Genomic DNA, 24728 nt, shown 5'->3' with positions numbered 1-24728 from the left:
CCTCCCTTGAGGGCCGTGGAAGACGACCACGTCGATAGGCCGGGGGTGCAAGCGCGGTGACGCGTTGAGCCGACCGGTACTAATCGCCCGATCGACTTGATCGCCCCCGTGATCCGTGTCCGCATCTGGTTCGGCAGCCGCAAGGCTGGCGGAGCCAGACACAGCGGTCCGGTCGCAAAAAGACAATATGCTTGCCGAACACCCGCAGACGGCTCCGCCGTCTGCCCTTGCGTTGCGCCGGTCTGGTGGCTCGAGCGGCGTGCCCAGAACCCGATCCCATCTCGAACTCGGCCGTTAAACACGCCAGCGCCCATGGTACTGTGCCTCAAGGCACGGGAGAGTCGGTCGCCGCCAGACCCGCACAACGCACGTGCAAAAACATTCCCTCTCACGACACCGCTTGGCGCGGGGTGGAGCAGTCCGGTAGCTCGTCAGGCTCATAACCTGAAGGTCGTTGGTTCAAATCCAACCCCCGCAACCAAACACACACGAACAACCCGCCCGTCGAAAGACGCGGCGGGTTTTTCGTGTTCGGACGCCATTGCAGGGCGCCGCCCTGCACCCGCCAAAGGGCACAGCCCTTTGGAAACCCCATCGGGGATGACCTATCTCCCCGGCATGAGCTTTCCCTTTCACGGACGATACCCCTACAGCGCCCTGCCGGACCGGCCGGTCTATGACTGGCCTGGAGGCAGGCGGCTCGCGGTCTATGTCGCCTTGAACCTCGAGACCTTCGACTTTGGGGCGGGGCTCGGGGCGGAATTGGCGCCGGGCGGGCCGCAGCCGGACGTGCTCAACTACGCGTGGCGCGATTGGGGAAACCGGATCGGGGCGTGGCGGATGCGCGACCTGTTCGACGCGCTGCATATGCCCGTCAGCGTGCTGGCGAACAGCCGCCTCTACCGGGATTGTCCCGGCCTGATCGAGGCGTTCCGGGCGCGGGGCGACGAGATTGTCGCCCATGGCCGCAGCAACGCCGAGCGGCAGGGCGTTCTCGACGAAGCAGCCGAGCGGGCGCTGATCGCGGAGGCGACGGAGGTGCTGACCCGCGAGGAGGGCAGGGCGCCGCAGGGCTGGCTCGGCCCGTGGATCTCGCAATCGCATGTCACGCCGGACCTCCTGGCCGAGGCCGGCTACCGCTACCTCCTCGACTGGTGCCACGACGACCAGCCGACCTGGTTCGCCACGCGCAGTCATCCGATCCTGGCGATCCCCTACCCGCAGGAATTGAACGACATCCCGGCCATCGTCGCGCGCAAGGAGACCGGGCGGGAGTTCGCGCAGGCGATCCTCGACGGGTTCGAGGAGATGCTGGCGCAATCCGCCTCGGCGCCGCTGGTGATGGGCATCGCCCTCCACCCCTACATCACCGGCCAGCCCCACCGCCTGGCTCCGCTGCGCCGGGCGCTCGCCCACATCGCGTCCCACCGCGACAAGATCTGGCTCACGACGGCCGGCGCCATCGCAGCCCATCCGGGAATCCCAAAGGGCTAAGCCCTTTGGCGGGGTGTCGGGGCGGCGCCCCGACTACTTGCGCCCCAACGCGTACAGGGTGATCGCCGCCGCGTTCGACACGTTCAAGCTTCGGATCGCCCCCGAGAACGGGATCCGCGCGAGGGTATCGCAGCAACTGCGCGTGCGCTCCCGCAAGCCCTTCCCCTCGGCCCCCAGCACGATGACGAGGGGCCGCGGCGCGTTGAGTGCTCCCAGCTCAACCTCGGCATCGGAATCGAGCCCGATCCGGGTGAACCCCCGCTCGCCGAGGGTGATCAGCGCCTCCGCGAGATTGCGGACGGTGATGAACGGCACGTGCTCCAGCCCGCCGGAGGCGGATTTCGCGAGCACGCCCGTCGCGCCGGGCGCATGGCGCACGGTGGTCACGATGCCCGTAACGCCGAAGGCGGCGGCGGTGCGGACGATGGCGCCGACATTGTGCGGATCGGTGATCTGGTCGAGGGCGAGCAGCAGCGCGTCCTCCGGCATCGCGTCGAGGGCGGGGGCGGGGAGGGGATCCGCCTCCAGATAGAGCCCCTGATGCACGGCATCGGCCCCGAGCAGCCGCCCGATCTCGGCCGGGCGCACGAGCTCCGGCGCGATGCGCAGGGCCTCGCCGAAGGCCTCCTGCAACCGGAGGATGGCGTTCTCGCTCGCGAGGAGGCGGCGCAGGCCGCGCTTTTCGTTGGCCAGCGCCTCGCAGACCGGATGCCAGCCGTAGAGAACGATCGCATCGTCGCCGGCGGGCCGGGGCGGGGGATCGCCGGGATGGGCCGGGCGGCTGTGATGACGGGGCCGGAAGGGCCGTCCGGGTTTGCGGGTGTCGGGTGGCGCCACGGGGAGGGCGGGCTCCTTCGAACCATGCCTGGAGGAATGAGCCTTGGGTGAAGCCTTCGCCCCGGGTTTCGTCAAGTCGAAGCTGCATTCCGTCCTCACGAGCCGCCGGCTTGTGGATGAAGCGGGGTTATTCCCTGGAAAACCATTGTCATTCCTTCCAACCCTTCCGTCCGGTTTGGCGAACGATCCTCACGCGCATTAGGAAATATATCAAAGACGTTTTATCAGAGAGTCTGTTCAGCAGGTTATATGCCCGCGCCGATTGAACTGCCCGCTCAAAGGGTTGAGGCCCATTCCGGTATCCGACTCTGCGTGGATGCGTATGCGACTCTGCGCGGTGGCGTATGGGATTCTGCGCGCGGCCGAACCTCTCGCGCATGGGATTCTGCGTGGCCGCGTATGCAATTCGGCGTCGATTGGCAGGGAAGGGTGTGAAGTCCGGGGACAATCGGGCGTATCGAATTCTGCGTGGGGTTCGGAAGGTTCGCGCCTGCCCGCCCCGTGAAGCGTGGATAGCCGGGACAAGTCCGTTCCGTTCACGCCACGCGCCCGCGAATCGTGCCATGTCCTGTGGGTGGTCCGTCCGGCGCGGACCGGGGCTCGAGCACGGGACGTGATGGGGATCGAGGCAATGGTCGCGGAGATCCGCGATCCCGACCTCCTGGCCGAACTCGAAGCGGCCAGGGGCGGCTTCCTGTTCGCGCAGATCGTCGCCCACCTGCACCACCGGCAGCGGGAGCGGGATGCCGCGCGCGCGCTCCAGGGTGAGGAGGAAGCGCGCCGGGCCGAGCTGTCGCGGGACCAGCGGCGGCGGGACGCGGTGCGCCTCGTCATCGAGAACGAGCCCGCCCTGCCGGAGAACCTCCAGCACATCCATTCCGTTCTCGCCCTGTGCGGCCTGCCCTATCGCGATCCGGGGGCATTGCGGGAATTCTCCCGCACCTACGGGCGCAACTCGCTGAACCTCATCGCCGGGCGGCTCAAGGACCCGGCGACGGGCGCCTTCGAGCCCCAGGGCCTGCCCTACGGGCCCAAGGCGCGCCTGATGCTCCTGCACCTCTGCACGGAGGCGGTGCGCCAGCGCAGCGCCGTGGTGCAGGTGGCCGACACCCTCTCGGGCTTCATGCGCGAGATGGGCTTTGCCGTGACCGGGGGCGAGCGCGGCACGATCCGCCAGTTCAAGGAGCAATTGAACCGGCTCGCCGCCTGCACCATGCAGATCGGCCTGTGGGATGGGCGCGACAGCGCCACGACCCTCAACGTGCCGCCGTTCCGCAGCCTCGAGCTGTGGCGCTCCCGCGCGGGGGAGGGAGACGAGGTGCAGGATGGCGGGCGCATCGTGCGCTTCGACCAGGAATTCTACGAGACCCTGATCCGCCACGCCCTGCCCGTCGACATGCGGGCGGCGAAGGCCTTCTCCGGTTCGGCGCGCAAGCTCGATCTGCTGTTCTGGCTCGGCTACCGCCTGCGGGCCCTGCCGAGGCCCCTGCGGCTGACCTGGAGCAACCTGCACCAGCAGTTCGGGGCCGAAAACGCCTCGATCCGCAGCTTCCGGCAGGGGTTCAAGGCCGATCTCGCCCACCTGCAGGAGGTGTTCCCGAAGCTGCCGGCGAGCCTCGATGAGAACGGGCTCGTTCTCTCCCCCGCCGATGAGACCGCCCTGCTCGTTCCCCCCCGGAAGGGAATGAAACGGAAGATCGCAGGGAAACATACGGAAGATATGGAATAACGGCCGGGAACGCCAATTATTCCATTGCGCCGGACCGCAGTATTCCCTTATTCCATGAAGGGAATTGACGCGGTGGGAACGGAATGGGCCTCTCGGAACACGAGGCGGAAGAGCGGCTGGCGGAGCTGCGGCGGCAGCGCGAAGCCCTCGATCGCGAGATCGCCGACCTCGTCCTCTACCTCGAACTCGGCCGGCGGCTGAATGCCGGGATCTCCCGGTCGGCGCCCACGCCCGGGCCTGCCCCGGAGCCCGTGGAGGAGAGGGAGGCCCCCGCTCCGGCGCCCCGCCCTCGCCGGGCCGCCGCGCCCGAGCCGGTGGCCTTCGCCGAGGATCCGACCGGCGCCCGCCGCTACGGCCGCGCCCTCGTCGAGGCGGCCTGCGCCGTCCTCGACGAGGCCGGGCGGCCCCTCCATGCACGGGAGATCCACGATGCGCTGATCGCGCGGGGTTTCGCCATTCCGGGTCGCGATCCGGTGGCGGCGCTCAACACCCGGCTGTGGAAGCGCTCGGGCGAGGGCGGGCCGCTGCGGCGGTATGGGGATGCGGTGTACGGCCTCGCGCAGGAGTAACGGGATCCCAAAGGACCCCGTCATTTGGTGGGGTCCAGGGGCTAAGCCCCTGGGTCCTCGCAGGGCTCCGCCCTGCACCCGCCAAAGGGCTCGCCCTTTGGAAACCCCGTCAGTTGCTGGCGACGTCCGCGCTCTCGCCCGAACCGCCGACCTTGCCGTCGCTGCCCAGGGAGTAGACCTCGTAGGGCGAGCCGGCCATGCCCGGCGAGCGGTAGAGGTAGGGGTGGCCCCACGGGTCCACCAGGCCGCGCGCATCGCGCACATAGGGGCCGCGCCAGCCGGGGCCGGTCGGCTGCACCAGCGCCTGAAGGCCCTGGTCGGAACTCGGATAGCCGCCGAGGTCGAGGTAATACAGCTCCACCGCCTGCGCGATGTTCTTGACCTGGATGCGCGCCGTCTCGCCCTTGGCGCGGCCGAGATAGCCCAGCACCTGCGGCGTCACCATGGTCGCGATCATGCCGATGATCGCCAGCACCACCAGCAGTTCCACCAGCGAGAAGCCCGCCTCCCCGGCCTCCTCGGCCTCGGCGCGGCTCTTGGTCCCGTTCATCTCCCGGCTCCGATAATCACGACGTCTATAGGTCGGCATGATCGCGGGGCTTTCTAAAGATTTCGCTGGCAAGACCCCGTTTCATGGGTGGTTTTCGCGCCAGGACCCACCGCCGGTTTTCAACTTTGTTAACGGCGGCCTGCGACAAAACCGTCGCACTCCCGGAGGGACGGGCCCGAAAGGGCCGCCAGAGACGATGAACGGTTTGCGCGCGAGCCTTGTTCTTCCCATCGGCGCCGGCCTGATGCTCGGCCTCCTGGCCGTGACCCCGGCGCTGGCGGAACCGCTGACCCTCGCCCTGCCGGGTCCGCTGCCGCCGGTGCGGGTGCTCACCCTCTTGGTGGCGTTGCATCTCGTCGGCCTGTGCTTCGGCCTCGGCGGGGCGACGATGCTCGATTTCTGGATCCTGCGCTGGATGCGCTGGGGCGGGCTGCCGCCGGAGATTGCGCGGATCTTCCTGTTCGTCAGCAAGGTCTGCACGGTGGGCATCGTGCTGCTGTGGCTGTCGGGGCTCGGCTTCCTCGCGGTCTACGCGGCGGAATCGCCGGAGAAGTTCCAGAACCCGAAGCTCTGGGCCAAGATCACCGTGGTGGTGGTGCTCACCTTGAACGGGCTTGTCATCCACAGCGCGATCCTGCCCGGCATCCTGCGCGATGTCAGCCGCCCGATGCTCGACGGCATCTCGGGGGCGCGCACGGGCATCTTCCTCGTCTCCGGCGCGGTCTCGGGGGTGTCGTGGTACACCGCCTTCGCCTTGGGGCTGATGCGCGAACTGAACGGCACCGTCGCCTATGGGACGCTGATCGGCCTGTGGCTCACGGGCGTCGCGGCGGGCTCCATCGGCGCCTACACGCTGTGGCTGCACCTGCGCGAATGGAGCGCCCTGCGCCGGGGCAAGGCGGCCACGTCCCGCCCCGCGCGCATCCCGGCGAGCCAGTTCGTGCGGGTCGGCCCGGCCCGGGCCTGAGGCCCGTGCCCCCCGCCGACCTCCTCATCGCCCTCGCGCCCCTCCCGTTCACTCTGCCGATCGCCTGGATCGACTGGCGGCGGCGGATCATCCCGAACGGGTTGAACCTCGCGCTGCTCGTCGGCGGGCTCGCTCTCGCGGCCTGGCAGGATCCGGATTCCGTACTCCTGCGCGCCGGGGAGGTGGCGGTCGCCTTCGGCCTGTTCTGGGGGGTGAGGGCGCTCCATGCCCGCCTGCGCGGCCGGATCGGGCTGGGGTTCGGGGACGTGAAGTTCCTCGCCGCCGCCACGGCCTGGACGGGCCTCGCCGGTCTCCCCATCGTCCTCCTGGTGGCGAGCCTGTCGGCGCTTCTCGTTGTGGTGCTCGCCCGCCTCGATGCGAGGACGCGCCTGCCCTTCGGCCCGTTCCTCGCTCTGGGCCTGCACGCCGCCCTGGTGCTCACGCCTTTGGCGTAAGAGCGAATAGGGGGGATAGCGAATAGGGAGTAGCGAATAGCGAATAGAGGCTTGAACTGAGGCGGCCCGCACCGCGCTTCACCGCTTCACCGCCCCATCTACTCCCTATTCGCTATTCGCTATTCGCTACTCCCTATTCGCTCCTACTGCGCCAACTGCCCGACGCTCAGGATCGCCCCCATCACCGACACGATCAGCCCGCCGATCAACCCGCCGATGGCGACGGTGACGAGGGGGGTGAACAGGGCGAGCATCCCGTCGATGCGCTGGCGGGTCTGGGTCTCGTGCATCTCGGCGGCGTGGCCGAGCACGCTGCCCAGACGGTTCACCTGCTCGCCGCTGGCGATGAGGTTCAGGGTGGAGGGGGCGTAGGGGCGCAGGCGTCCGAGGCCGGAGGCGAGGCTGCCGCCCTCCACGAGGCGCTGCCCGGCCTCGTCGAGGGCGAGGCGGAAGACGCGGTTGCCGGCGAGCGGTTTGGTGGCGGCCACGGCGTCGGGCACCGGCACCTGCGCCTGCAGGAGGGTGGCCAGCACCCGGCAGATCCGCCCGAGTTCGATGCCGATCACCACGTCCCGCACCAGGGGCAGGCGCAGGGCCAGGGCCGAGCGGGCGGCGGCGAAGCCGGGCCGGCGCCAGCTCCGCGCCAGCAGGGCGAGGGCGGCGGCGAGGCCGCCGAGGAGCACGGGCCACCACGCGGAGACGAAATCCCCCAGCGCCCCGGCCGCGCGGATGGCGAAGGGCGGGGCCTGCCCGCTGCCCTCGAACATCGGGGCAAGCGCCGGCACCAGCACGCCGACGATCATCGCGACCGTCCCGATCGCCATCAGCACCAGCAGGCCGGGATAGATCATCGCGGAGGCGAGGTGGCGGCGCACCGCGTCGCGGCGGGCGATGGAGGCGGTGAGCGAGGCGATGACGTCGGTGAGGGTGCCGGTGGCCTCCCCCGCCCGGATGATGTCGACCATGTCCTGCGGGAAGGCCTGCGGATGCGCGCCCATGGCCCGCGACAGGGAGGCGCCGCCGACCACCCGCTCCAGCAGATCGGTGAGGATGGGGCGCAGGGCCTTGGAGGCCTGCCGCTCGGTGAGGCGGAGCGCCCAGTCGACGGTGAGGCCCGCGCCGAGCAGGGTGCCGAATTCCCGCAGGAAGGCGACGCGGGCGGTGTCGTTCACCCGGTCGCGGCCGAACAGGTCGCGCTTCCAGAAGGCGTCCGGCCCGGCGGCGGCGGGCTCGATGGCGAACACCCGCAGCCCCTCGCCCTGCAAGAGCGCCACGGCCCGCTGGCGGGTCTCGGCCTCGACCTTGCCGGCGCGGGTGCGCCCGTCGGCGGCGTAGGCCCTGTAGGCGAAATGGCCCATCAGGCGATCCCCTCGAGGACGCGGCCGACCTCGTCGAGGCTGGTGCGGCCGGCCATCGCCAGCGCCCGCCCGCTCTGGGAGAGGGAGGTCATGCCGCCGGCCCGGGCACGGTCGGCGATGGCCTGCTCCCCGGCGCGCTCCGCGATCATCCCGCGCAACGCCCCGTCGAGGAGCATCACCTCGGACACGACCATCCGGCCCCGGTAGCCGGTGCCGTTGCAGGCGGGGCAGCCGCAGGGGCGGCGCAGGGTCAGGGGGCTGCCGGGGGGCAGGCCCAGCGCGATCCGGTCCCGCGCGGTGCCGGGCACGGTCTCGGCGCAGTCGTCGCAGAGGCGGCGCACGAGGCGCTGGGCGACGACACCGTTGAGCGTCGCGGCGATGAGATAGGGCTCGACGCCCATGTCCATCAGCCGGGTCACGGCGGCGGCGGCCGAGTTGGTGTGCAGCGTCGAGACCACGAGGTGGCCGGTCAGCGAGGCCTGCACGGCGATCCGCGCGGTCTCGCCGTCGCGGATCTCGCCGACCATGACCACGTCCGGGTCCTGGCGCAGGATGGAGCGGAGCGCGGCGGCGAAGTCGAGGCCGATGCCGGGATGGGCCTGCACTTGGTTCACCCCGGCCATCCGGTATTCCACCGGGTCCTCGACGGTGACGACCTTGAGATGCGGCCCGTTGAGGCGCTTGAGCGCCGCGTAGAGGGTGGTGGTCTTGCCCGAGCCGGTGGGGCCGGTGACGAGGACGAGGCCGTTCGGCCGGTTCGTCATGGCCTCGATCCGCGCGATGGCCGGGGCGTCGAAGCCGAGATCGGAGAAATCCTCCACCCGGCGGGAGCCGTCGAGCACGCGCAGCACCACGCTCTCCCCATGGGCGGTGGGCAGCGTCGAGACGCGGATATCGACCTCCTGGCCCCGGTCGGGGGCCTTCATGCGCCCGTCCTGGGGCAGGCGCCGCTCGGCGATGTTGAGCCCGGCCTGGATCTTGATGCGGGTGGTCAGCGCGAGCTGCACCGATTTCGCGAGCCGCTCGGATTCGATGAGCACGCCATCGACCCGGTAGCGCACCCGCATGTCGGCCTCCTCGGCCTCCAGGTGGATGTCCGAGGCCGAGAGTTCGAAGGCCTTGCGCACGAGGCGGGCGGCCAGCCGCACGATGGGCGCCTGGCTCGCCACGTCCTGCAGGCGGGCGAGGTCGTCATCGACGGCGCCGTCCTCCTCCGGCGCGGCATCGCCGTAGACGGCCCGGTGCGCCCGCTCGAACCCGCCGGGGCCGAGGAGGCGCCGTTCCACCGGCCGGTCGGCGAGGTGTTCCAGCGCCGGCACGGTCTCGGGGTCGAAGGGATCGACCACGGCCACGGTGAGCCCGTCCGGCCCGGCGGCGACGGGCAGGATGCGGGCGCGGGCGCAGTACTCGCCGCCGATCGCCTCGGGCAGGACGGGGGCGGGCGGGATCTCCTCGGGGTCGAGGATGGACAGGCCCGTCGCCTCCGAAAGGGCGGTGACGAGGGTCGCCTCGTGGATCAGCCCGAGCTCCACCAGCAGGACGGGCAGGGCGCGCCGGCCCGGCAGGTCGAGGGCGGCCAGCGCCCGCTCGTGCCCGGCCGCGTCCAGCGCCTCCCGCTCAGCGAGGAAGGCGATGAAGTCGCGCGCCGCGTCGCGGGCCCCGCGCCGGTCGCCGCGCCGGTCGGGCACCGCCCGCAGCGGGCGGCTCTTGGCGGCCCAGATGTTCAGCATCGCCCGGTCGTCCTGTCGTCGTGTCCCCGGCCGCCGGAGAGATCGTTGCGGAATGCGATGGGGCCCTCAACTCTCGGATCTCGCGGCGATCCCCACGCGGTGGAATCAGGTTTCGTCACTACAACCTTAAGCGGTTAGCAATACCGGAGGCTTAACGAAGGCTCATGCGATGAACCGGAGCCTGACCGTGAGCGCCCCATCCGCCGTTCCGTCCGCGTTCCGCCACTGGCTGGCCGGAGCCCAGGCGGCGCGGCTGCGGCCATTCCTCGATGCGGCGGTGCACCTGTCGGGCTTCTCCGAGCCCCGGGCCGACCGCCTGCCCACCGCCCTCACCGTGCGCCTCGGCGCGCCGGGGGACGAGGCGGTGACGGTGATCGACCGCCGCGAGGGCGAGGCACGGACCTACCGGTTCGAGGCCGGGGCGGCGGACCTGTCCGAGCGCATCGCGGCGGTGGCCGGCGGGCGCGGGGGCATGCGGGCCAAGGTGCTCCTCGACCCCGCCGCCTGCTTCATCCGCTGCCTCGACGTGCCGAGCGCCGCCCTGCCGCGGATGCGCGCGCTGCTGGCGGAGGAATTGGAGGCCGCCACGCCGTTCCGGGCGACGAGCGTCTACAGCGACTGGTTCGTGGAAGGCGAGGACATCGCCGCGCGCGCCCTGCGGGTGCGGCACGTGGTGGTCAAGCGGGCGCGGCTCGATCCGGTGCTCGACGCCCTCGCCGCGGCCGGGTTGCCGGTCGGGCCGGTGGCGGTGGGCCGCGCCGAGGACCAGACCCTGCCGGTCGATCTCCTGAGTCACGGGCACCGGGCCCTGCCGGCCCTGCTCGGCGGCGCGGGCAAGGGCGACCTCGCCCTGTGGCTCGGGGCAGGGCTGCTGCTCGCGGTGGCCTTCTGGGGCTGGCGGGCGCATCAGGACGCGACGCTCACCGCCCTCGACGAGGGCTTCGCCGCCGCCCGGCACGCCATCGTGGGCGTGGCGCCGCCGGTCCAGGCGGGTCTCTCGACCATCCTCGCGAATCGCGCCCCGCCGCTGGCCCGGACCTGGGATGCCCTGGCCGCCGCCCTGCCGGAGGGCGCCTCGGCGGTGAGCCTCCATTGCGACGGGACGGGGGCGCTCCTCACCCTCTCGGTGCGGGACGAGGCGGGCGCGCTCGCCGCCCTCGGCCGGGTGCCGGGTTTCGGGCCGCCGGTCCTCCAGGGGGCGGTGGACGAGCCGGGGGGCACGCGGCGCCTCACCCTGCACCTGCCCCGCGCCGCCGGAGGAGGCCGCCCGTGACGCTTCTGCCGGACCTCGCCCTGCGGCCGCTGCTGGTGCGGCTCGTCGGATGCGGGCTGCTCCTCGCCCTCGGGGCGGGGGCGGTCTCGTCCTCCCTCGACGCCTCGTCCGCCATCGAGACCGCCCGTGACCGCCTGGACCGGGCGCGGGAGCGCGCCGCCCGGCCGGAATCCGTCCCGCCGCTGGTCGCGGCGAACGGGGATGCGCTCCTCGCCGCCTTCCGCGCCCGGCTCGACGCCCTGGCGGCGGACCGGGCGGTAGTGATCGATGCGGCGACCCTCGATCCCGATCCCGCCCGCCCGGACCTGCCGCGCCTGCGCGGGATGCTGCGCGGCACGGCCGAGGGCCTGCACGGGCTGGTTCACGCCCTGGAGACCGGCGCGCCCCTCGTCGCCCTGGAGGAGGCCGACCTCGGCGTCGAGCGCCCGGCCGACGCGGAGATCGGCCGCCCGACGCTCATGCGCCTCACCCTCGTGACGCGGGGTGTGGTCGCGCCGCCCGCCCCCTCGCCCGCCTCCTCGCCCGCCCCTTCGCCCCGGAGGACACCGTGACGTCCCTCACCCGGATGCTCGCCGCGAGCGGCTGGGGCGCGCGCTGCGCCTTCGGCCTGGCCGGTCTCGCGGCGCTGGCCGCCGTCGCGATGCCGGCGGAGGAGATCCCGGCCGTAGCGCGGGCGGCGTCCATCGCCGCCGCCCCGGCCGAGGGTTCGGCGGTGCGCCGCCCGCTCTTCGACCCCGAGCGCCGCCCCTGGACGGCGCAGGGCAGCCGCGACCTGATCCTGCGGCCGGATCCGGCGGTGCCGGTCCTGGTCCTGCGCGGCCTCCGCCTCGACGGCGGGCAGGCGAGCGCCTTCATCGACGACGGCAGCGGCGCCCAGAGCTGGCTTGCGGCGGGCGAGGGCAGGGGCGACTGGCGCGTCGTGGAGATCGGGCCGGACCGCGTCTCGGTGCTCCAGCGTGGGCGCAGCTACGAGGCCGAGTTCCTGGGCCACCCGGCGACCCTGCGCCCGGCCCCCTTCGAGGATGCCCCGGCCGCCCTGAGGCGCTGAAGGGTTTTCGCGATGACGGCGAGGGGGTGCGGCGCCGCCTGGATTGCTTCGCTCCGCTCTCAATGACGGCGGTGGGGCGGACGGCGAGCGGGTCGGATCGAAGCGACCGCGCGGAGTCCGTTTTCCAGAAGACGCCCTGGGGTCCGAACGCGATCAGCTCGACCTTCCCAGCGGCTGGTCTCGACCCAACGCAGTCTTTCATGCAGGGCCGTATGGCTCCCGGAAAGCGGACGTATGTTCCACTGTTGCTATGGCGGTGAGACGCCCAATCCAGCACACCTACGAGGTTGGGCTGTTTGGGTTTGATGGGAAGAGCGATCACACCTGGTACAAGGCCTTTTCGAAGCTTGAGCTAGGCTGACCTGCCCCAGCGGCCGGGGGAGAGTAATGCGTCGATTTCCGCCCGAGCGGATCGTCTGCCTCACTGAGGAGACAGTGGAAACCCTGTATCTCCTCGGCGCGGAGAACCGGATCGTCGGTGTCTCGGGCTACGCGGTGCGCCCGCCGCGGGTCCGTAAGGAGAAGCCGCGTGTCTCGGCCTTCACCAGCGCCGACATCCCAAAGGTCCTGTCGCTTAAACCCGACCTCGTGCTCGCCTTCTCGGACTTGCAGGCGGACATCGTGGCGGACCTCGTCCGAGCCGGTGTCGCCGTGCACGCCTTCAACCACCGTGACGTCGCGGGCATCCTGGCCATGATCCGAACGGTCGGCGCCCTTGTCGGTGCGGTCGATCGGGCGGAAGCTCTGGCACGCGGTTACGAGGAGCGGCTGGCACGGGTTGCGGCGGGGGCACGGGGACGGCGGCGCCCCCGGGTGTACTTCGAGGAATGGGACGAGCCTCTGATCTCCGGTATCGGCTGGGTTTCGGAGCTCATCCGAATCGCCGGGGGCGACGACGTCTTTCCGGACCTAGCGGCCAAGGCCGCAGCGAAGGACCGCATCGTCGTGCCCGAGGCGGTAGTCGCCGCGGCGCCCGAGGTAATCCTCGCCTCTTGGTGCGGGAAGAAAGTCGTTCCGGCCCGCATCGCGGCCCGACTAGGCTGGGACGCCGTGCCCGCCGTGCGGGCGAACCGCATCGTCGAGATCAAATCGCCGCTCATCCTGCAACCGGGGCCGGCGGTCCTGACGGACGGCCTCGACGCCATCCTGGCGGCCCTGGGGCGAGACCCCGCCGCGGCGGACCGAGAGATGGCCCCTTTCCGCTGGGCGCTGACCGAGCGGCACCGGGCGGTGCTGCTCAAGGTCCCTGACGACGACGGGATCGAGGGTTTGCGGCTCGACGGGCGGTGCAGGGAGGTGCTCCTGCGCCGCGGCTGGATCGAGCGCGTGCATGCGGACCCGCAGGGCCGGGCGCGATACGACCGCTTTAGCCGCACGGCCTCGGCCCGCATCGCGCTGGGAACGGCGGGCTCCCACGTCTCGCCGCAGGCCACGGGCAGTTGTGCCGCCGCCGATTACGGTGTCGCCGGAGACGGACGAACCGCGCGGGACCGATAGGTCCCGGGTCTCGGCTTGAGTCATGTCCGCGCGACCACGGGCAGCGGCCCGGGTCGAGGTCCCGTGGGATCACGACCGGCTCACATTCGGTGATGGCGGTGCATGTGCCGCATCATGCGACAAGACGAGCGAACATGCGGCGGCCCTGCGGATCTACGCCGCTGGCTTGAGATGACGCGGCTCTGGCTCCCGGACCTGGGGCGCGGTCTGCACAGGCGCGACTTTGCCGAAGCGGGCATAGAGGGCCGGCAGCACGACCAGGGTCAGCAGCGTTGCGCTGATCAGCCCGCCTATGACCACGGTGGCAAGCGGTCGCTGGATCTCGGCGCCGGTCTCGGTGGCGATGGCCATCGGCACGAAGCCGAGCGAGGCGACCAGCGCGGTCATCGCCACCGGCCGTAGCCGGGTCATGGCGCCTTCCAGGATTGCCTCCCGCTTCGGCCGGCCTTCCGCCACGAGCTGCTTGATAAAGGTCAGCATCACGAGGCCGTTCAGCACCGCCACGCCCGAGAGGGCGATGAACCCGACCGCCGCCGGCACCGAGACGGGCATGCCGCGCAGCCACAGGGCCACGATGCCGCCGGTGAGCGCCAACGGCACAGCGCTGAACACCAGGAGGGCATCCCGCGGCGACCCGAGGGCTGAGTACAGCAGCAAGAAGATCAGGAAGAAGCACACCGGCACCACGACCATCAGCCGCTGCTTGGCCGAGGCGAGGTTCTCGAACTGGCCGCCCCAGGTCACGTAGTAGCCGGGAGGTAGCTGGACCTGGTTCCCGACCTTGGCCTGCGCTTCCGCGACGAGCGAGCCGATGTCCCGCCCGCGGATATTGGCGGTGACGACGACCCGCCGCTTACCGTTCTCACGCGAGATCTGGTTCGGTCCCTCCGTGACAGAAAAGCTCGCCACCTGCTTCAGCATAACCGAACTCGCCCGCCCGTTGAGACTAGGCGGCAATGGGACCGGGATGTTCTCCAGCGCCTCGCGGTCCTCACGCACCTTGTCGTTAAGGCGCACCACGATGGGAAAGCGCCGGTCGCCCTCGAACACGACGCCGGCGTCTTTGCCGCCGATGGCCGCGCCGATCACCTCCTGGATGGTCCCGATGCTCAGGCCGTAGCGTGCAGCCTCAATCTTGTTGATCTTGATCTCCAGAAACGGCAGCCCAGCCGTCTGCTCGACCTTGACGTCCCCGGCACCGTCTATGCCCTTCAGCACCGCCGCGACGCGGTTGGCCGCCTTCAGCATGGGCGGGAACTCCTCGCCGAACACCTTCACCGCGAGGTCCCCCCGGGTGCCGGCGAGCAGTTCGTTGAAGCGCAGCTGGATCGGCTGCGAGAACTCGTAGACGTTGCCCGCGAGCGCCCCGACCGCCTTCTCGATCTGCTCCTGCAGGTCGGCCTTCGACAAGCTCGGGTCGGGCCACTCGTCCTGCGGCTTGAGCATGACGAAGGTGTCGGAGGAGTTCGGCGGCATTGGGTCGGAGGCCACCTCGGCCGTGCCGGTCTTCGAGAAGACGTAGGCGACCTGGGGGAACTGCGAGACCGCCTTCTCGACGTTCAACTGCATCGCCTGCGACTGGCTCAGCGAGGTCGAGGGGATGCGGGTCGCGTTGAGCGCGATGCTCTTCTCGTCGAGTTGGGGGATGAACTCCGTCCCGAGCCGGGTGGACAGGAGCCCCGCCCCGACGAGCAGAAGCAGGGCCGCCCCGATGAAGGCGAACGGACCCCGCACCGCGGCGCCGAGCACCGGCCCGTAGGCCGCCTTGAACGCCCGGATGATGAGGTTGTCCTTCTCGGTAACCCTGCCGGTGATGACGATGGCGATGAGCGCCGGCACGAAGGTCAGCGACAGCACGAAGGCCGAGACCAGCGCGATGATGACGGTCAGCGCCATCGGTTCGAACATCTTGCCCTCCACGTCAGTGAAGGTCAGGAGCGGTACGTAGACCAGGACGATGATCGCCTGCCCGTACAGGGAAGGCTTGATCATCTCCTCGGCCGAGGCCCGGACGGTCCGGAGGCGCTCCTCGGTGTCGAGGGTCCGCCCAAGTTCGTGCTGCTTCTGGGCGAGGTGCCTGAGCGCGTTCTCGGTGATGATGACCGCCCCGTCGACGATGAGCCCGAAATCGAGGGCGCCCAGGCTCATCAGGTTCGCCGAGATCCTCGCTTCGACCATTCCGGTCATGGTCATCAGCATGGCGAGTGGGATGACGAGCGCGGTGACGATGGCCGCCCGGATGTTGCCGAGCAGCAGGAACAGGATGACGATGACGAGGGCCGCGCCCTCGCACAGGTTCTTGGCCACCGTCTTGACGGTCGCCTCGACGAGGCGGGTCCGGTCGAGGAGGGTCTGCACCTCGACGCCCGGCGGCAGGCTCTTGCGGATCTGGTCCATCCGCGCGTCGACGGCGGCGGCCACCGTGCGGCTGTTCTCGCCGATCAGCATCAGCGCGGTGCCGACGACCACCTCCTGACCGTTCTGGCTGCCCGAGCCGGTGCGCAGGTCGCGCCCGATGCGAACCTCGGCGATGTCGCGGATGCGCACCGGGATGCCCCCGCGGGTGGTGACGAGGATGGTCTCGATCTCGTCCATGCTCTCCAGGCGGCCGGCCGCCCGGACGATGTAGCCCTCGCCGTTGTCCTCCAGGTAGCGGGCGCCCTGGTTGGCATTGTTGGCCTGCAGTGCCCGAGAAACGTCCGCGAAGGACAGGTCGAGGGCGGTCAGCTTCATCGGGTCGGGCTGGACGTGATACTGCTTCTCGAAGCCGCCGATGACGTCGACGCCGGCCACGCCCGGCACTGTTTTGATCTGGGGCCGGATGATCCAGTCCTGGACCGTGCGCAGGTAGGCCGTCTGCTCCAGCGCGGTCCGGAGCCGCTGGCCCTCCGGGGTCAGGTAGCTGCCGTCAGGCTGCCAACCGGCCTTGCCTGCCGGCGAGACCGTACGCTCTCCCGGCTTCGCGTAATGCACCGACCACATGTAGATTTCGCCGAGCCCCGTGGAGATCGGGCCCATACGCGGCTCGACCCCGGGGGGCAGATCCTCCTTCACCAAGGAGAGCCGCTCGGCGACCTGCTGGCGGGCGAAGTAGATGTCGAGCCGTTCCGCGAAGACCGCGGTGACCTGCGAGAAGCCGTTGCGCGAGAGCGAGCGGGTGTATTCCAGACCCTTGATGCCGGCGATTGCCGTCTCGACCGGGTAGGTGACCTGCCTCTCGATGTCGTCAGGCGAGAGCGATGGCGCGACCGTATTGATTTGCACTTGGTTGTTGGTGATGTCGGGCACCGCGTCGATGGGAAGCCTGGTCAGGGCGTAGCCCCCAAAACCGGCGGCCAGGAGCGACAGGAGCAGAACCAGCCAGCGCTGGTGCACGGAGACGTCGAGGATGCGGCTGATCATGTCCGGCTTCCTCAATGGTCGTGGTCGGCTTCGCCCTTTCCGAGCTCAGCCTTGAGGAGGAAGGAATTGGCGACCGCGATCTCCTCGCCGGGCTTCAAGCCGGCGATGACCTCGTGCGAATCGTCATCCGAGCGCCCGAGGTCGACCTCGCGCTTTGCGAAGCCCTCCTCAGTGCGCACGAAGACCACGCGCCTGCCCTCGATGGTCTGCAGGGCGGCCTTGGGAACGCGCACCCGCACCGTGTCTTGCGCGATCTCGACCTCGGCGGTGACGAAGGTCCCGGGACGCCACGTCATGTCCTTGTTCGGCAGTGCGACGATGACACGGGCCGAGCGGGTGTCCGGGTTGAGGATAGGGCTGACGAAGATGACCCTGCCGTCCTCGTGGCGGTCGCCGCCCTCCCGATTGGGGGTAACCACGACGCGGGCGCCCTCTCTCACCTTGTCGAGGTCGACAATGGGCACCGAGAGCTCGATCCAGACCGTCGACAGGTCGGCCACGGTGTAGACGTCGGCCGGATCGCCCTCCTTGCCGACCGCGGTGCCGATGTCGACCTTGCGCTCGACGATGCGGCCGGCCAGCGGCGCCCGCAGTGGATAGCGGCGCAGGCTCGACTGGTTCGGGGTGGCCTCGTCGCGCTTCTGCGCGGCCTGAACCTCGGTGGCGTTCAGCCCGAGTGCGGAGAGCTTCTGCCGGGCGAGGTCGACGCGCAGCTGGTTTTCCTGGAACGCCGCCCGGGCGTTGTCGAAGGCAGACTGGGACGCCGCGGCGGACGCCAGCAGCTTCTGCTGTCGCTCGAAGTTGACCTTCTGGAGTTCGGCCTGGACAAGGGCGGTCAGGTATTCGCTCTTGGCGTCGGCGACTTCCCGGCTGTCGAGCACGGCTACGACCTCGTCCTTCTGGACGGCGTCGCCAAGGCGCTTGCGCATCTCGGACACCGTGCCGACGACGCGGACGGGGACGCGGGCGATCCGGTCCGTGTCGGGGGTGATGGTGCCGGGAACGAGGATGTGCCGGGCGAGCGTCCCGCCCTCGACGGCGGCGACCTCGATGTCCTGACCGGCGACCTGCTCAGCGGTCATCTTGACATGACCTTCTTCGCCTTCGGCCTCGGAGTGCTCGCCATGGGCATGGCCGCCGCCTGGTTGAGCCGCCGGCTTCCCGTGGTCGTGGCTGTCGCCTTCGGCATGGTCGGCCTCGCCCCGGGTCGCCTTCCACTCGGCTGGCGGGGCGGGAGCAAAGGCAAGGATCGCGGGTTGCAGCCCGGCCGATGTCAGGAGGCCCCGGACCAAGGCGGATACGCCGGGGACGGCGGCGCCCACGAGGATGCCGGCGGCCACGAGGACCGCGGTGAAGAGGATGCGCATAAGACCAGTCCGGATGGGACCCAGCGCCGGTCGAACGTCGCGGATGGTCCCGTTACGGTGACGTGAGGGATCGGCCCCGAAGCCGGGGCTCCGAGATCAGGACGCGCGCCTTCGCGGCGTTACCTCAGGTGCGTGGAGGCCGTGGTAGGCGGTCGGGAAAGACGGCCGGGATGGCTGCCACGGTTGCGGCGTAGCTCGGACGCGACGCAGGCATCGGGGGTTCCATCGCGGTTCTGTCTAACGTCGCGGCCACGTGGCATCCGCAATGAACATGGCACGCCACACCGGGATCGGCGGCCTGTGTTCCCGCTGTCACCATGGACGAGGGGACGAGTTCGGTCATGCCGCGCCCCCGATGGCCCTCATGGTATGAGACGTCCTCCGCCAGGCCAACGGTCGGCGCTGCGACGGCCAACGCCAGGACGAGCGCGAGCACGCGGACGGCGGTCGCATACCACCCTATCACAGCTCCAGAGGCCCTAAGACGGCGCGTCGGCTTCATCGTCGTCGTTATGGGGCATCCGGGTGCTCGACCACAAGCAGTCTAGAAACAAACCTTCCCAAGGCCTGTTGTGGGTGGTCATCGGGCACAAAGACGACGTCCGCTTACCTGGATCGTCGCCCGGAAGCGGACGGGCGGGAATCCACCCCAAGTCGTCATTCCGATAGCGACCCATGTCAGCCGTTGCTGCGGGTCGTGAGCGGTCCCAGCGGCTATGTCTGCTCAGATGCCTGCCGTGCCCGGAAGCGGATGTACTGAAAACCACCCCAAGCGGCGCGTCGCAAGGGCAAGCCGACCCTAATCCATCATCCGCCGGAGCACGCCCTCGGTGCCAGGCAGCGGCATCGCCATGGGCGGGGGCGGGGGGACCGGGCGCACCGGCATCATCGCCCGGAACTGCTGGCGGAAATCGTCCGCGATCTTGTCCGCCTCGGCGGCGCCGCGGATGACCTTCGGGCGGATGAACACGATCAACTCGGTGCGCACCCGCTGGTCGCTGCGGTTGCGGAAGGCGGGGCCGATGAGGGGCAGGTCGCCCAGGATCGGCAGGCTCTCGTTCGAGAGCTGCGATTTCTCCTGCACGAGGCCGCCGAGCGCCAGGGTGTGGCCGTCGTTCACCGCCACGCTGGTCGCCACCCGCCGCTGGCGGATGGTCGGCGAATTGATGGTCGAGGTGGTGGTCGGCACCACGTCGCTGACCTCCTGGTTGATGTCGAGCACCACGAGGCCGTTCTTGTTCACCCGCGGCGTCACCGAGAGGATGACGCCGGTGTCCTTCAATTCGATCTGGTTCAGGATCGGCGCGCCGGCGGCGAGCGCGCTCTGGCCGCTCTGCTTCACGATCGGCACCTGATCGCCGATCTGGAGCTTGGCGGTGCGGTTGTCGAGCACGGTGATGTTGGGCGAGGACAGGACATGCACCGTGGTGATGCCCTGGAGGGCGTTCAGCACCACGTTGAAGTTCGATCCGCTCATCAGGTAGCTGAAGCCGGGGATGGCCTGCGTCGCGGCGCTGATCAGCGCGGCGGTGCCGCTGACGGCGGTCCCCGTGCCGGTGACGGGCACGGCCGAACCCGCGAGGCCGGCGGTGGCGTTGGAGGCGAGGTTCAGCCGGTCGCCCCGGTTCTGCAGGAACCATTGCACGCCGAACTGCAACTGGTCGTTCAGCGTCACCTCGGCGATGACGGTCTCGAGCAGCACCTGCGTCGGCATCGCGTCGAGGCGGCCGAGGATGCGCAGGATCTTGTCGTACTGGTTGCGGGTCGCGGAGATGACGAGGCTGTTATTGGTCTCGTCGGCGACGACGCCGATCATGTCCCGGCGCGGCAGGCCGGCGGCCATTCCGCCTCCCACGCTCCCCGCCATTCCGTAGCCGCCGCCTGCATCGGCGCCGTAGCCGCTCGCGAAACCCGACGCGAAGCCGGCGCCGCCCGCCCCGCCGAAGCCGCCGCCGCCGTTCAGCCCGCCGCCTTGCTGCGGCCCGGCCCCCTGGCCGAACCCCGCGCCGCCCAGCGGCGGCGTCCCGGCGAGGCTTCCGCCGCCGCCCGCGAGGCCACCGGAGGCATTGCCGGAGAGGCCCGACGGCGCACCGCCCGCGCCGGACGAATCGCCGCCGAAGCCGGATGTCCCGAACCCGGCCCCGATCACCGACCCGTCCCCGCCGAAGCCCGCGCCGCCGGCGGTGGCGCCGAGCCCGCCCGCACCGAACCCGGCCCCGGAGGAGACGTTCACGCTCGCGCCGGTTTCGGCGGCGACGACGCCCTGCAGCACGGCGGCGAGTTCCTTCGCCGAACGGTTCTGGATCCGGTAGACGAAGAGCTGCCGCTCCCGGTCGGCGGCAAGCGATTCCAGCTCGCCGAGCCAGACGCGGGCGCGGTCGAGATAGACCGCCCGCGAAGTGACCACGAGCACCGCGCTCAGGGCCTCGTTCGGCACGAAGCGGATGACGTCGCCGGTCCCGGCGGTCTCGCCGCCGAAGATCTGGGTGAGGTCGCGGGCGATGGCTCGGGGGTTCGAGCTGCGCACCGGCAGCATCGCCGTCGACATGCCGCGCATCCAGTCGACGTCGAACACCTCGATGGTCTGGCGCAGGGTGCGGATCTGGCCGGCATCGCCGTTGAGGATCAGGACGTTGCGCGCCCGGTCGGCCCGCAGCACCACGTCGCGCGGGGCGACGGAGGCCAGGATCGCCTGCATCTCGGCGGCCGAGATCCAGCGCAGGGGCACCACCACGGCGCCCGCCTCGCCCCCGACCCCGCGCACCGGCTGCAGGCTGCCCGCCCCGGCCGCCACGATCTGCGCCATGCGGCCCCGCCGCCGGAGGGCGAGGCCCCGGCTCGACAGGGCACCCTCGAACAGCGACAGCAGGGCGGCGCGGCTCACCGGGCCGCCGGTCTGGAGGGTGATCGGCCCGCCGGCCTCCGCGTCCAGGGTGTAGCCCCAGCCGAACGTGTCGGCGAGCACCGCCTTGGCCGCCACCGGCAGCGGCACGTCCACGAGGTTGAGGCTTACCGTCCCGGCGGGGAGGGCCTCCTGGCCCGTGGCCTCGCTGCCGACGAGCCGGTCGTTGCCCCGGATCACGACGCCGGAATGCCCGCGCAAGCCCGCTCCGCTGGGAGGGATGTCCGAGAGGGGTTCGGCTGCCGGCGCTGCGGTGGCCGCGGCGCACAGGAATGCCGCGCCGATGATCTGTGCGCGACCCTTCATCCGACCCACGGTCCCCGTTTCGGCTCTGCGTCCCAGGGCGAGGTTTATGATTTCGTGGTTAATAAATCGCTTATATGCAACTTACGAACGTTTCTACTGCGGTGTAAGTTCTTAGAAATACAGATCAAGTCGAAATTGAGCGAAATCAGCCCGTGGCGTTGCGCTGCTTGGGGTTGCATGATGTGCGGATCGAATACGCAATCACCGGTTACAGCTCGTCACTTCCCCCTCCCACCGTGACCGCCCCGGGACAGGGGCCGGAGCTTGCCGGATTGGGCAACGCATCGGCGACTTACTTGGCCGGGGCGTCGCGTAACGGCGCGGAGGAGCCGGCCAGGTCGATTTACCCTGCTGTAGAGAATCGGCCGGGTGGGATGGTTTTCATCAATCTTCGCTGCTTAAAACGAGACTGTTCGCAGTGACGAACGCGTCTATCGCGCAAGGACATTGCAGCGAAAGCAGTTCATCTCACTCAAGGACCCGTGCGGGAATACTGAAAGCGCCGCACCGTTCCGTTAACCGACCCAAGGATCACCATGTCCCGCGCCGCCCCCCGATCCTTCCGGCTCCGCAGCACCCTTCTCTGCGCGACGATGCTCGCCAGCGGTTCTGCCCAGGCCGCCCTATTCGGCATCGTCGTCAACCCGGTGGCCGATCCGCTGCTCTCGGGCCTGTCGATCCCGGCCACGGCCCCGAGCACGGGCCTGTTCTCGCCGGTGCGCGACTGGCCGATGAACGCGATCACCCTCGGCCTCCTGCCGAGCGGCAAGGTCGTGTCCTACGGGACGGCGGGCGGCAATCCCGGCGTGCAGGACGGGCGCACCTTCGACATCTGGGATCCGACGCTGGGCTTCACCGGGGGCAGCCACAAGACCCTGCAGGGCGTCACCGGCGTCAACAGCTTCTGCGGCGCGCAGGCGTTCCTCGGGGACGGCTCCCTGCTCGTGGCCGGCGGCATCTTCGACAACGGCAACGACAAGGGCAGCGTCGTCCTGAACAACCAGGCCTCGGGCGTCGGCGCCCTGCCGGCCAAGCTCGCCAACGACCGCTACTATTCCACCATGATCACCCTGGCCGACGGGCGCCAGCTCATCATGGGCGGGTCCTATCCCTATCTCGGCGGCTACAGCGACCCCCAGGGCAGCATCGACAACGGCTACATGACCGGCATGACGCCGGAGATCCTGGCCGGGGGCCAGTGGAGCAGCCTGTTCGGCGCCAAGAGCCGGGACGCGTTCGGGCCGGATAACAATCGGTGGTGGTATCCCCGCGCCTGGGTCGCGCCGAACGGCCAGGTCTTCGGCATCTCCGCCGACAAGATGTGGTTCCTGAACGCCTCCGGCACCGGCTCGGTGACGACGTGGAACTTCAAGCAGCCGCAGCGCAGCGCCTCCAGCGCCACCGACGCGCCGAATGTCGGGCCGGTCTCGACGGCGGTGATGTACGACACCGGCAAGATCCTCCAGGTCGGCGGCAACAGCTACACCAACGGCGACGGGTTCCTCTCTTCGAGCCTCGCCACCACGGTCGACGTGAACGGCAACACCCCCGTCGTCGCCGACACGGCGCCGATGAGCGTCGGCCGGGCCTGGGCGCAGGCCACGGTGCTGCCCACGGGGCAGGTCGCCGTGACCGGCGGCAGCAAGTACGATGACCAGGCGGGGGACAACACGGTCCTGCAATCGGAGATCTGGGATCCCCGCACCGGCCAATGGTCGGTCGGCGCCTCGGGGGCGGTCTATCGCGGCTACCACTCGACGGCGATCCTGATGCAGAACGGCGCCCTGCTCATCGCCGGGGGCGGCGCGCCGGGGCCGGTGAACAACCAGAACGCCGAGATCTACTACCCGCCCTACCTGTTCACGTCCGCCAACGGCACCGCCACCCTGGCGACGCGACCGCAGATCGTCAGCCTCGCCTCGATCACGCCGGGCTACGGCCAGACCCTGTCGTTCGAGCTGAAGTCGCCGAACGGCCTGTCGCAGGTGGTGCTGGTCGGGCTCAGCGCCGTCACCCACAGCTTCAACGCCACGCAGCGGCGCTACGTGGCGAGCTTCACCGTCTCCGGCCAGGGCGTCACCGCCCGGATGCCGGCCTCGGGGGCCATCGCGCCCCCCGGCTACTACCAGCTCATCGCCATCGACACGAAGGGCGTGCCCTCGCCGGGGGTGATCGTCGGCCTCGGCGGCGTCACGGCGCCGGTGCAGGTGACGACCCCCGTCCCCCCCTCGGCCGTGGCCTCCAACGGCGGCGGCACCGGAACCGGCGGCACCGGCACGGGCGGGACCGGAACCGGCGGGGCCGGAACCGGCGGGACCGGCGGCACGGGCACCGGCACCGGGGGCAACGGCGGCACCGGGAGCCTCGGCGCGACGATCGGCCAGGTCGGCCTCGCCCTCAGGGCTTCGCATTCGGGACAGTGCCTCGCCGTCCCGGCGGGCAACACGGCCGACGGCGCTGCGGTGACGCAGCAGCCCTGCACGGGGGCGGCGGAGCAGACGTGGCAGGTCCAGGCCGGCAATGGCGGGCGGACCCTCGTCAACGCGGCGACCGGCAAGTGCCTCGACATGAGCCTCATGGCGGCGCCGGGGCCGGGCTCGCAGGTCTTTCAATGGACCTGCAACGGCGGCACGAACCAGAGCTGGAACCCGCGCGGGCAAGGGGCTGGTAACGCCCTTGTCTCGGCCTACAACGCCAATCTCTGCCTCGACGTGAGCGGCGCCTCCACGGCGGCGGGAGCGGGGGCCATCGTCTGGTCGTGCCACGGCGGCGCGAACCAGACCTTCACCCCCGGCCCGGCGCGGATCGCCCTGAAGGCCGCCCATTCCGGCCAGTGCCTCTCCGTCCCGGCGGGCAACGGCAACGACGGCGCCCCCGTGACGCAGCAGGTCTGCACCGGCGCGGCCGAGCAGGCGTGGCAGGTCACGCTCACCGGCGGCGGCCAGACCTTCGTCAACGCCGCGAACGGCAAGTGCCTGGACCTCACCCTGGCGGCGACGCCGGGTCCCGGTTCCCAGGTCTATCAGTGGGGCTGCCACGGCGGCACGAACCAGGCGTGGCTCGGCCGGGCGCAGGGCAGCGGCTCGTCGCTCGCCTCGTCCTACACCCCCGCTCTCTGCCTCGACGTGAGCGGCGCGGCGGTCACGAGCGGCGCCGGGACGATCGCCTGGACCTGCCAGGGCAGCGCCAACCAGACCTTCGGCGCGGTGGCGGTGACCTCCGCGACGCAATAGGCCCCGGCGGC

The 24728-nt window shown here is 70.4% G+C and carries 16 protein-coding genes, 1 tRNA gene, 2 rRNA genes and 1 pseudogene; 13 read left to right on the top strand and 7 right to left on the bottom strand.

The annotated features are described in order from the left end of the window. The 4 genes from ACS5Q7_RS22465 to ACS5Q7_RS22450 form a co-directional block, all read left to right on the top strand. Positions 1-104: ribosomal RNA gene (locus ACS5Q7_RS22465) — 23S ribosomal RNA — on the top strand; the annotation flags it as partial. 137 nt (positions 105-241) lie between these two features. Then, positions 242-357, top strand: a 5S ribosomal RNA gene (rrf, locus tag ACS5Q7_RS22460). A gap of 47 nt (positions 358-404) precedes the next feature. Next, positions 405-481: transfer RNA gene (locus ACS5Q7_RS22455), tRNA-Met, on the top strand. A 119-nt stretch (positions 482-600) separates the two neighbouring features. Next, on the top strand, positions 601-1494 hold the full coding sequence (locus ACS5Q7_RS22450; protein WP_478341486.1) for a polysaccharide deacetylase family protein: 894 nt from the start codon (positions 601-603) through the stop codon (positions 1492-1494). A 33-nt stretch (positions 1495-1527) separates the two neighbouring features. Here ACS5Q7_RS22450 and ACS5Q7_RS22445 read toward each other — a convergent pair whose 3' ends face one another. Further along, positions 1528-2331: a TrmH family RNA methyltransferase gene (locus ACS5Q7_RS22445; protein WP_478341485.1), complete on the bottom strand. Its 804-nt coding sequence runs from the start codon at positions 2329-2331 to the stop codon at positions 1528-1530. Between the two features lie 616 nt (positions 2332-2947). Here ACS5Q7_RS22445 and ACS5Q7_RS22440 point away from each other — a divergent pair. Continuing rightward, positions 2948-4060 carry a replication protein RepA gene (locus tag ACS5Q7_RS22440; RefSeq protein WP_478341484.1) on the top strand — a complete coding sequence of 371 codons (1113 nt, stop codon included), beginning with the start codon at positions 2948-2950 and terminating at the stop codon, positions 4058-4060. 83 nt (positions 4061-4143) lie between these two features. Continuing rightward, a complete protein-coding gene (locus ACS5Q7_RS22435) occupies positions 4144-4629 on the top strand; it encodes a hypothetical protein (protein ID WP_478341483.1) in 486 nt (161 codons plus the stop codon). Positions 4630-4738: 109 nt separating this feature from the next. On the opposite strand, the gene gspG is transcribed toward ACS5Q7_RS22435, so the two are convergent. Further along, entirely contained in the window at positions 4739-5179 is a 441-nt protein-coding gene (gspG, locus tag ACS5Q7_RS22430) for a type II secretion system major pseudopilin GspG (protein ID WP_478341482.1), read from the bottom strand. A gap of 196 nt (positions 5180-5375) precedes the next feature. Between gspG and ACS5Q7_RS22425 the strand changes: the two genes are divergently transcribed. Beyond that, positions 5376-6146 (top strand): hypothetical protein, encoded by a 771-nt coding sequence (locus ACS5Q7_RS22425; RefSeq protein ID WP_478341481.1) that lies wholly within the window; start codon positions 5376-5378, stop codon positions 6144-6146. A 5-nt stretch (positions 6147-6151) separates the two neighbouring features. Beyond that, entirely contained in the window at positions 6152-6601 is a 450-nt protein-coding gene (locus tag ACS5Q7_RS22420; protein WP_478341480.1) for a prepilin peptidase, read from the top strand. A 143-nt stretch (positions 6602-6744) separates the two neighbouring features. Here the strand turns inward: ACS5Q7_RS22420 and ACS5Q7_RS22415 are convergent, their stop codons facing one another. Together ACS5Q7_RS22415 and ACS5Q7_RS22410 are read right to left on the bottom strand one after the other, a co-directional pair. Continuing rightward, entirely contained in the window at positions 6745-7959 is a 1215-nt protein-coding gene (locus ACS5Q7_RS22415) for a type II secretion system F family protein (RefSeq protein ID WP_478341479.1), read from the bottom strand. After that, a complete protein-coding gene (locus ACS5Q7_RS22410) occupies positions 7959-9689 on the bottom strand; it encodes a GspE/PulE family protein (RefSeq protein ID WP_478341478.1) in 1731 nt (576 codons plus the stop codon). Before ACS5Q7_RS22410 ends, ACS5Q7_RS22415 begins: the two co-directional genes overlap by 1 nt. Positions 9690-9876: 187 nt before the next feature. Here ACS5Q7_RS22410 and ACS5Q7_RS22405 point away from each other — a divergent pair, with 187 nt between their 5' ends. From ACS5Q7_RS22405 to ACS5Q7_RS22390, 4 genes and pseudogenes are all read left to right on the top strand, one after another. Continuing rightward, positions 9877-10962, top strand: coding sequence for a hypothetical protein (locus ACS5Q7_RS22405; protein ID WP_478341477.1), 1086 nt, complete (start codon positions 9877-9879; stop codon positions 10960-10962). After that, on the top strand, positions 10959-11513 hold the full coding sequence (locus ACS5Q7_RS22400) for a hypothetical protein (protein ID WP_478341476.1): 555 nt from the start codon (positions 10959-10961) through the stop codon (positions 11511-11513). The genes ACS5Q7_RS22405 and ACS5Q7_RS22400 overlap by 4 nt, the downstream gene beginning before the upstream one ends. Beyond that, entirely contained in the window at positions 11510-12010 is a 501-nt protein-coding gene (locus ACS5Q7_RS22395) for a hypothetical protein (RefSeq protein ID WP_478341475.1), read from the top strand. The genes ACS5Q7_RS22400 and ACS5Q7_RS22395 overlap by 4 nt, the downstream gene beginning before the upstream one ends. A 387-nt stretch (positions 12011-12397) precedes the next feature. Continuing rightward, positions 12398-13168, top strand: a pseudogene (locus ACS5Q7_RS22390) (ABC transporter substrate-binding protein); the annotation flags it as partial. Positions 13169-13660: 492 nt separating this feature from the next. Here the strand turns inward: ACS5Q7_RS22390 and ACS5Q7_RS22385 are convergent. The 3 genes from ACS5Q7_RS22385 to gspD form a co-directional block, all read right to left on the bottom strand. Beyond that, a complete protein-coding gene (locus tag ACS5Q7_RS22385) occupies positions 13661-16909 on the bottom strand; it encodes an efflux RND transporter permease subunit (protein WP_478341474.1) in 3249 nt (1082 codons plus the stop codon). An 11-nt stretch (positions 16910-16920) separates the two neighbouring features. Beyond that, a complete protein-coding gene (locus ACS5Q7_RS22380) occupies positions 16921-18276 on the bottom strand; it encodes an efflux RND transporter periplasmic adaptor subunit (protein WP_478341473.1) in 1356 nt (451 codons plus the stop codon). Positions 18277-19075: 799 nt separating this feature from the next. Then, entirely contained in the window at positions 19076-21484 is a 2409-nt protein-coding gene (gene gspD / locus ACS5Q7_RS22375) for a type II secretion system secretin GspD (protein WP_478341472.1), read from the bottom strand. Positions 21485-22020: 536 nt separating this feature from the next. Between gspD and ACS5Q7_RS22370 the strand changes: the two genes are divergently transcribed. Beyond that, entirely contained in the window at positions 22021-24717 is a 2697-nt protein-coding gene (locus tag ACS5Q7_RS22370; RefSeq protein ID WP_478341471.1) for an RICIN domain-containing protein, read from the top strand. Positions 24718-24728: the final 11 nt, after the last annotated feature.

The organism is Methylobacterium sp. Gmos3 (assembly GCF_056430985.1).
This window is presented reverse-complemented; position numbering and strand designations above follow the sequence as displayed.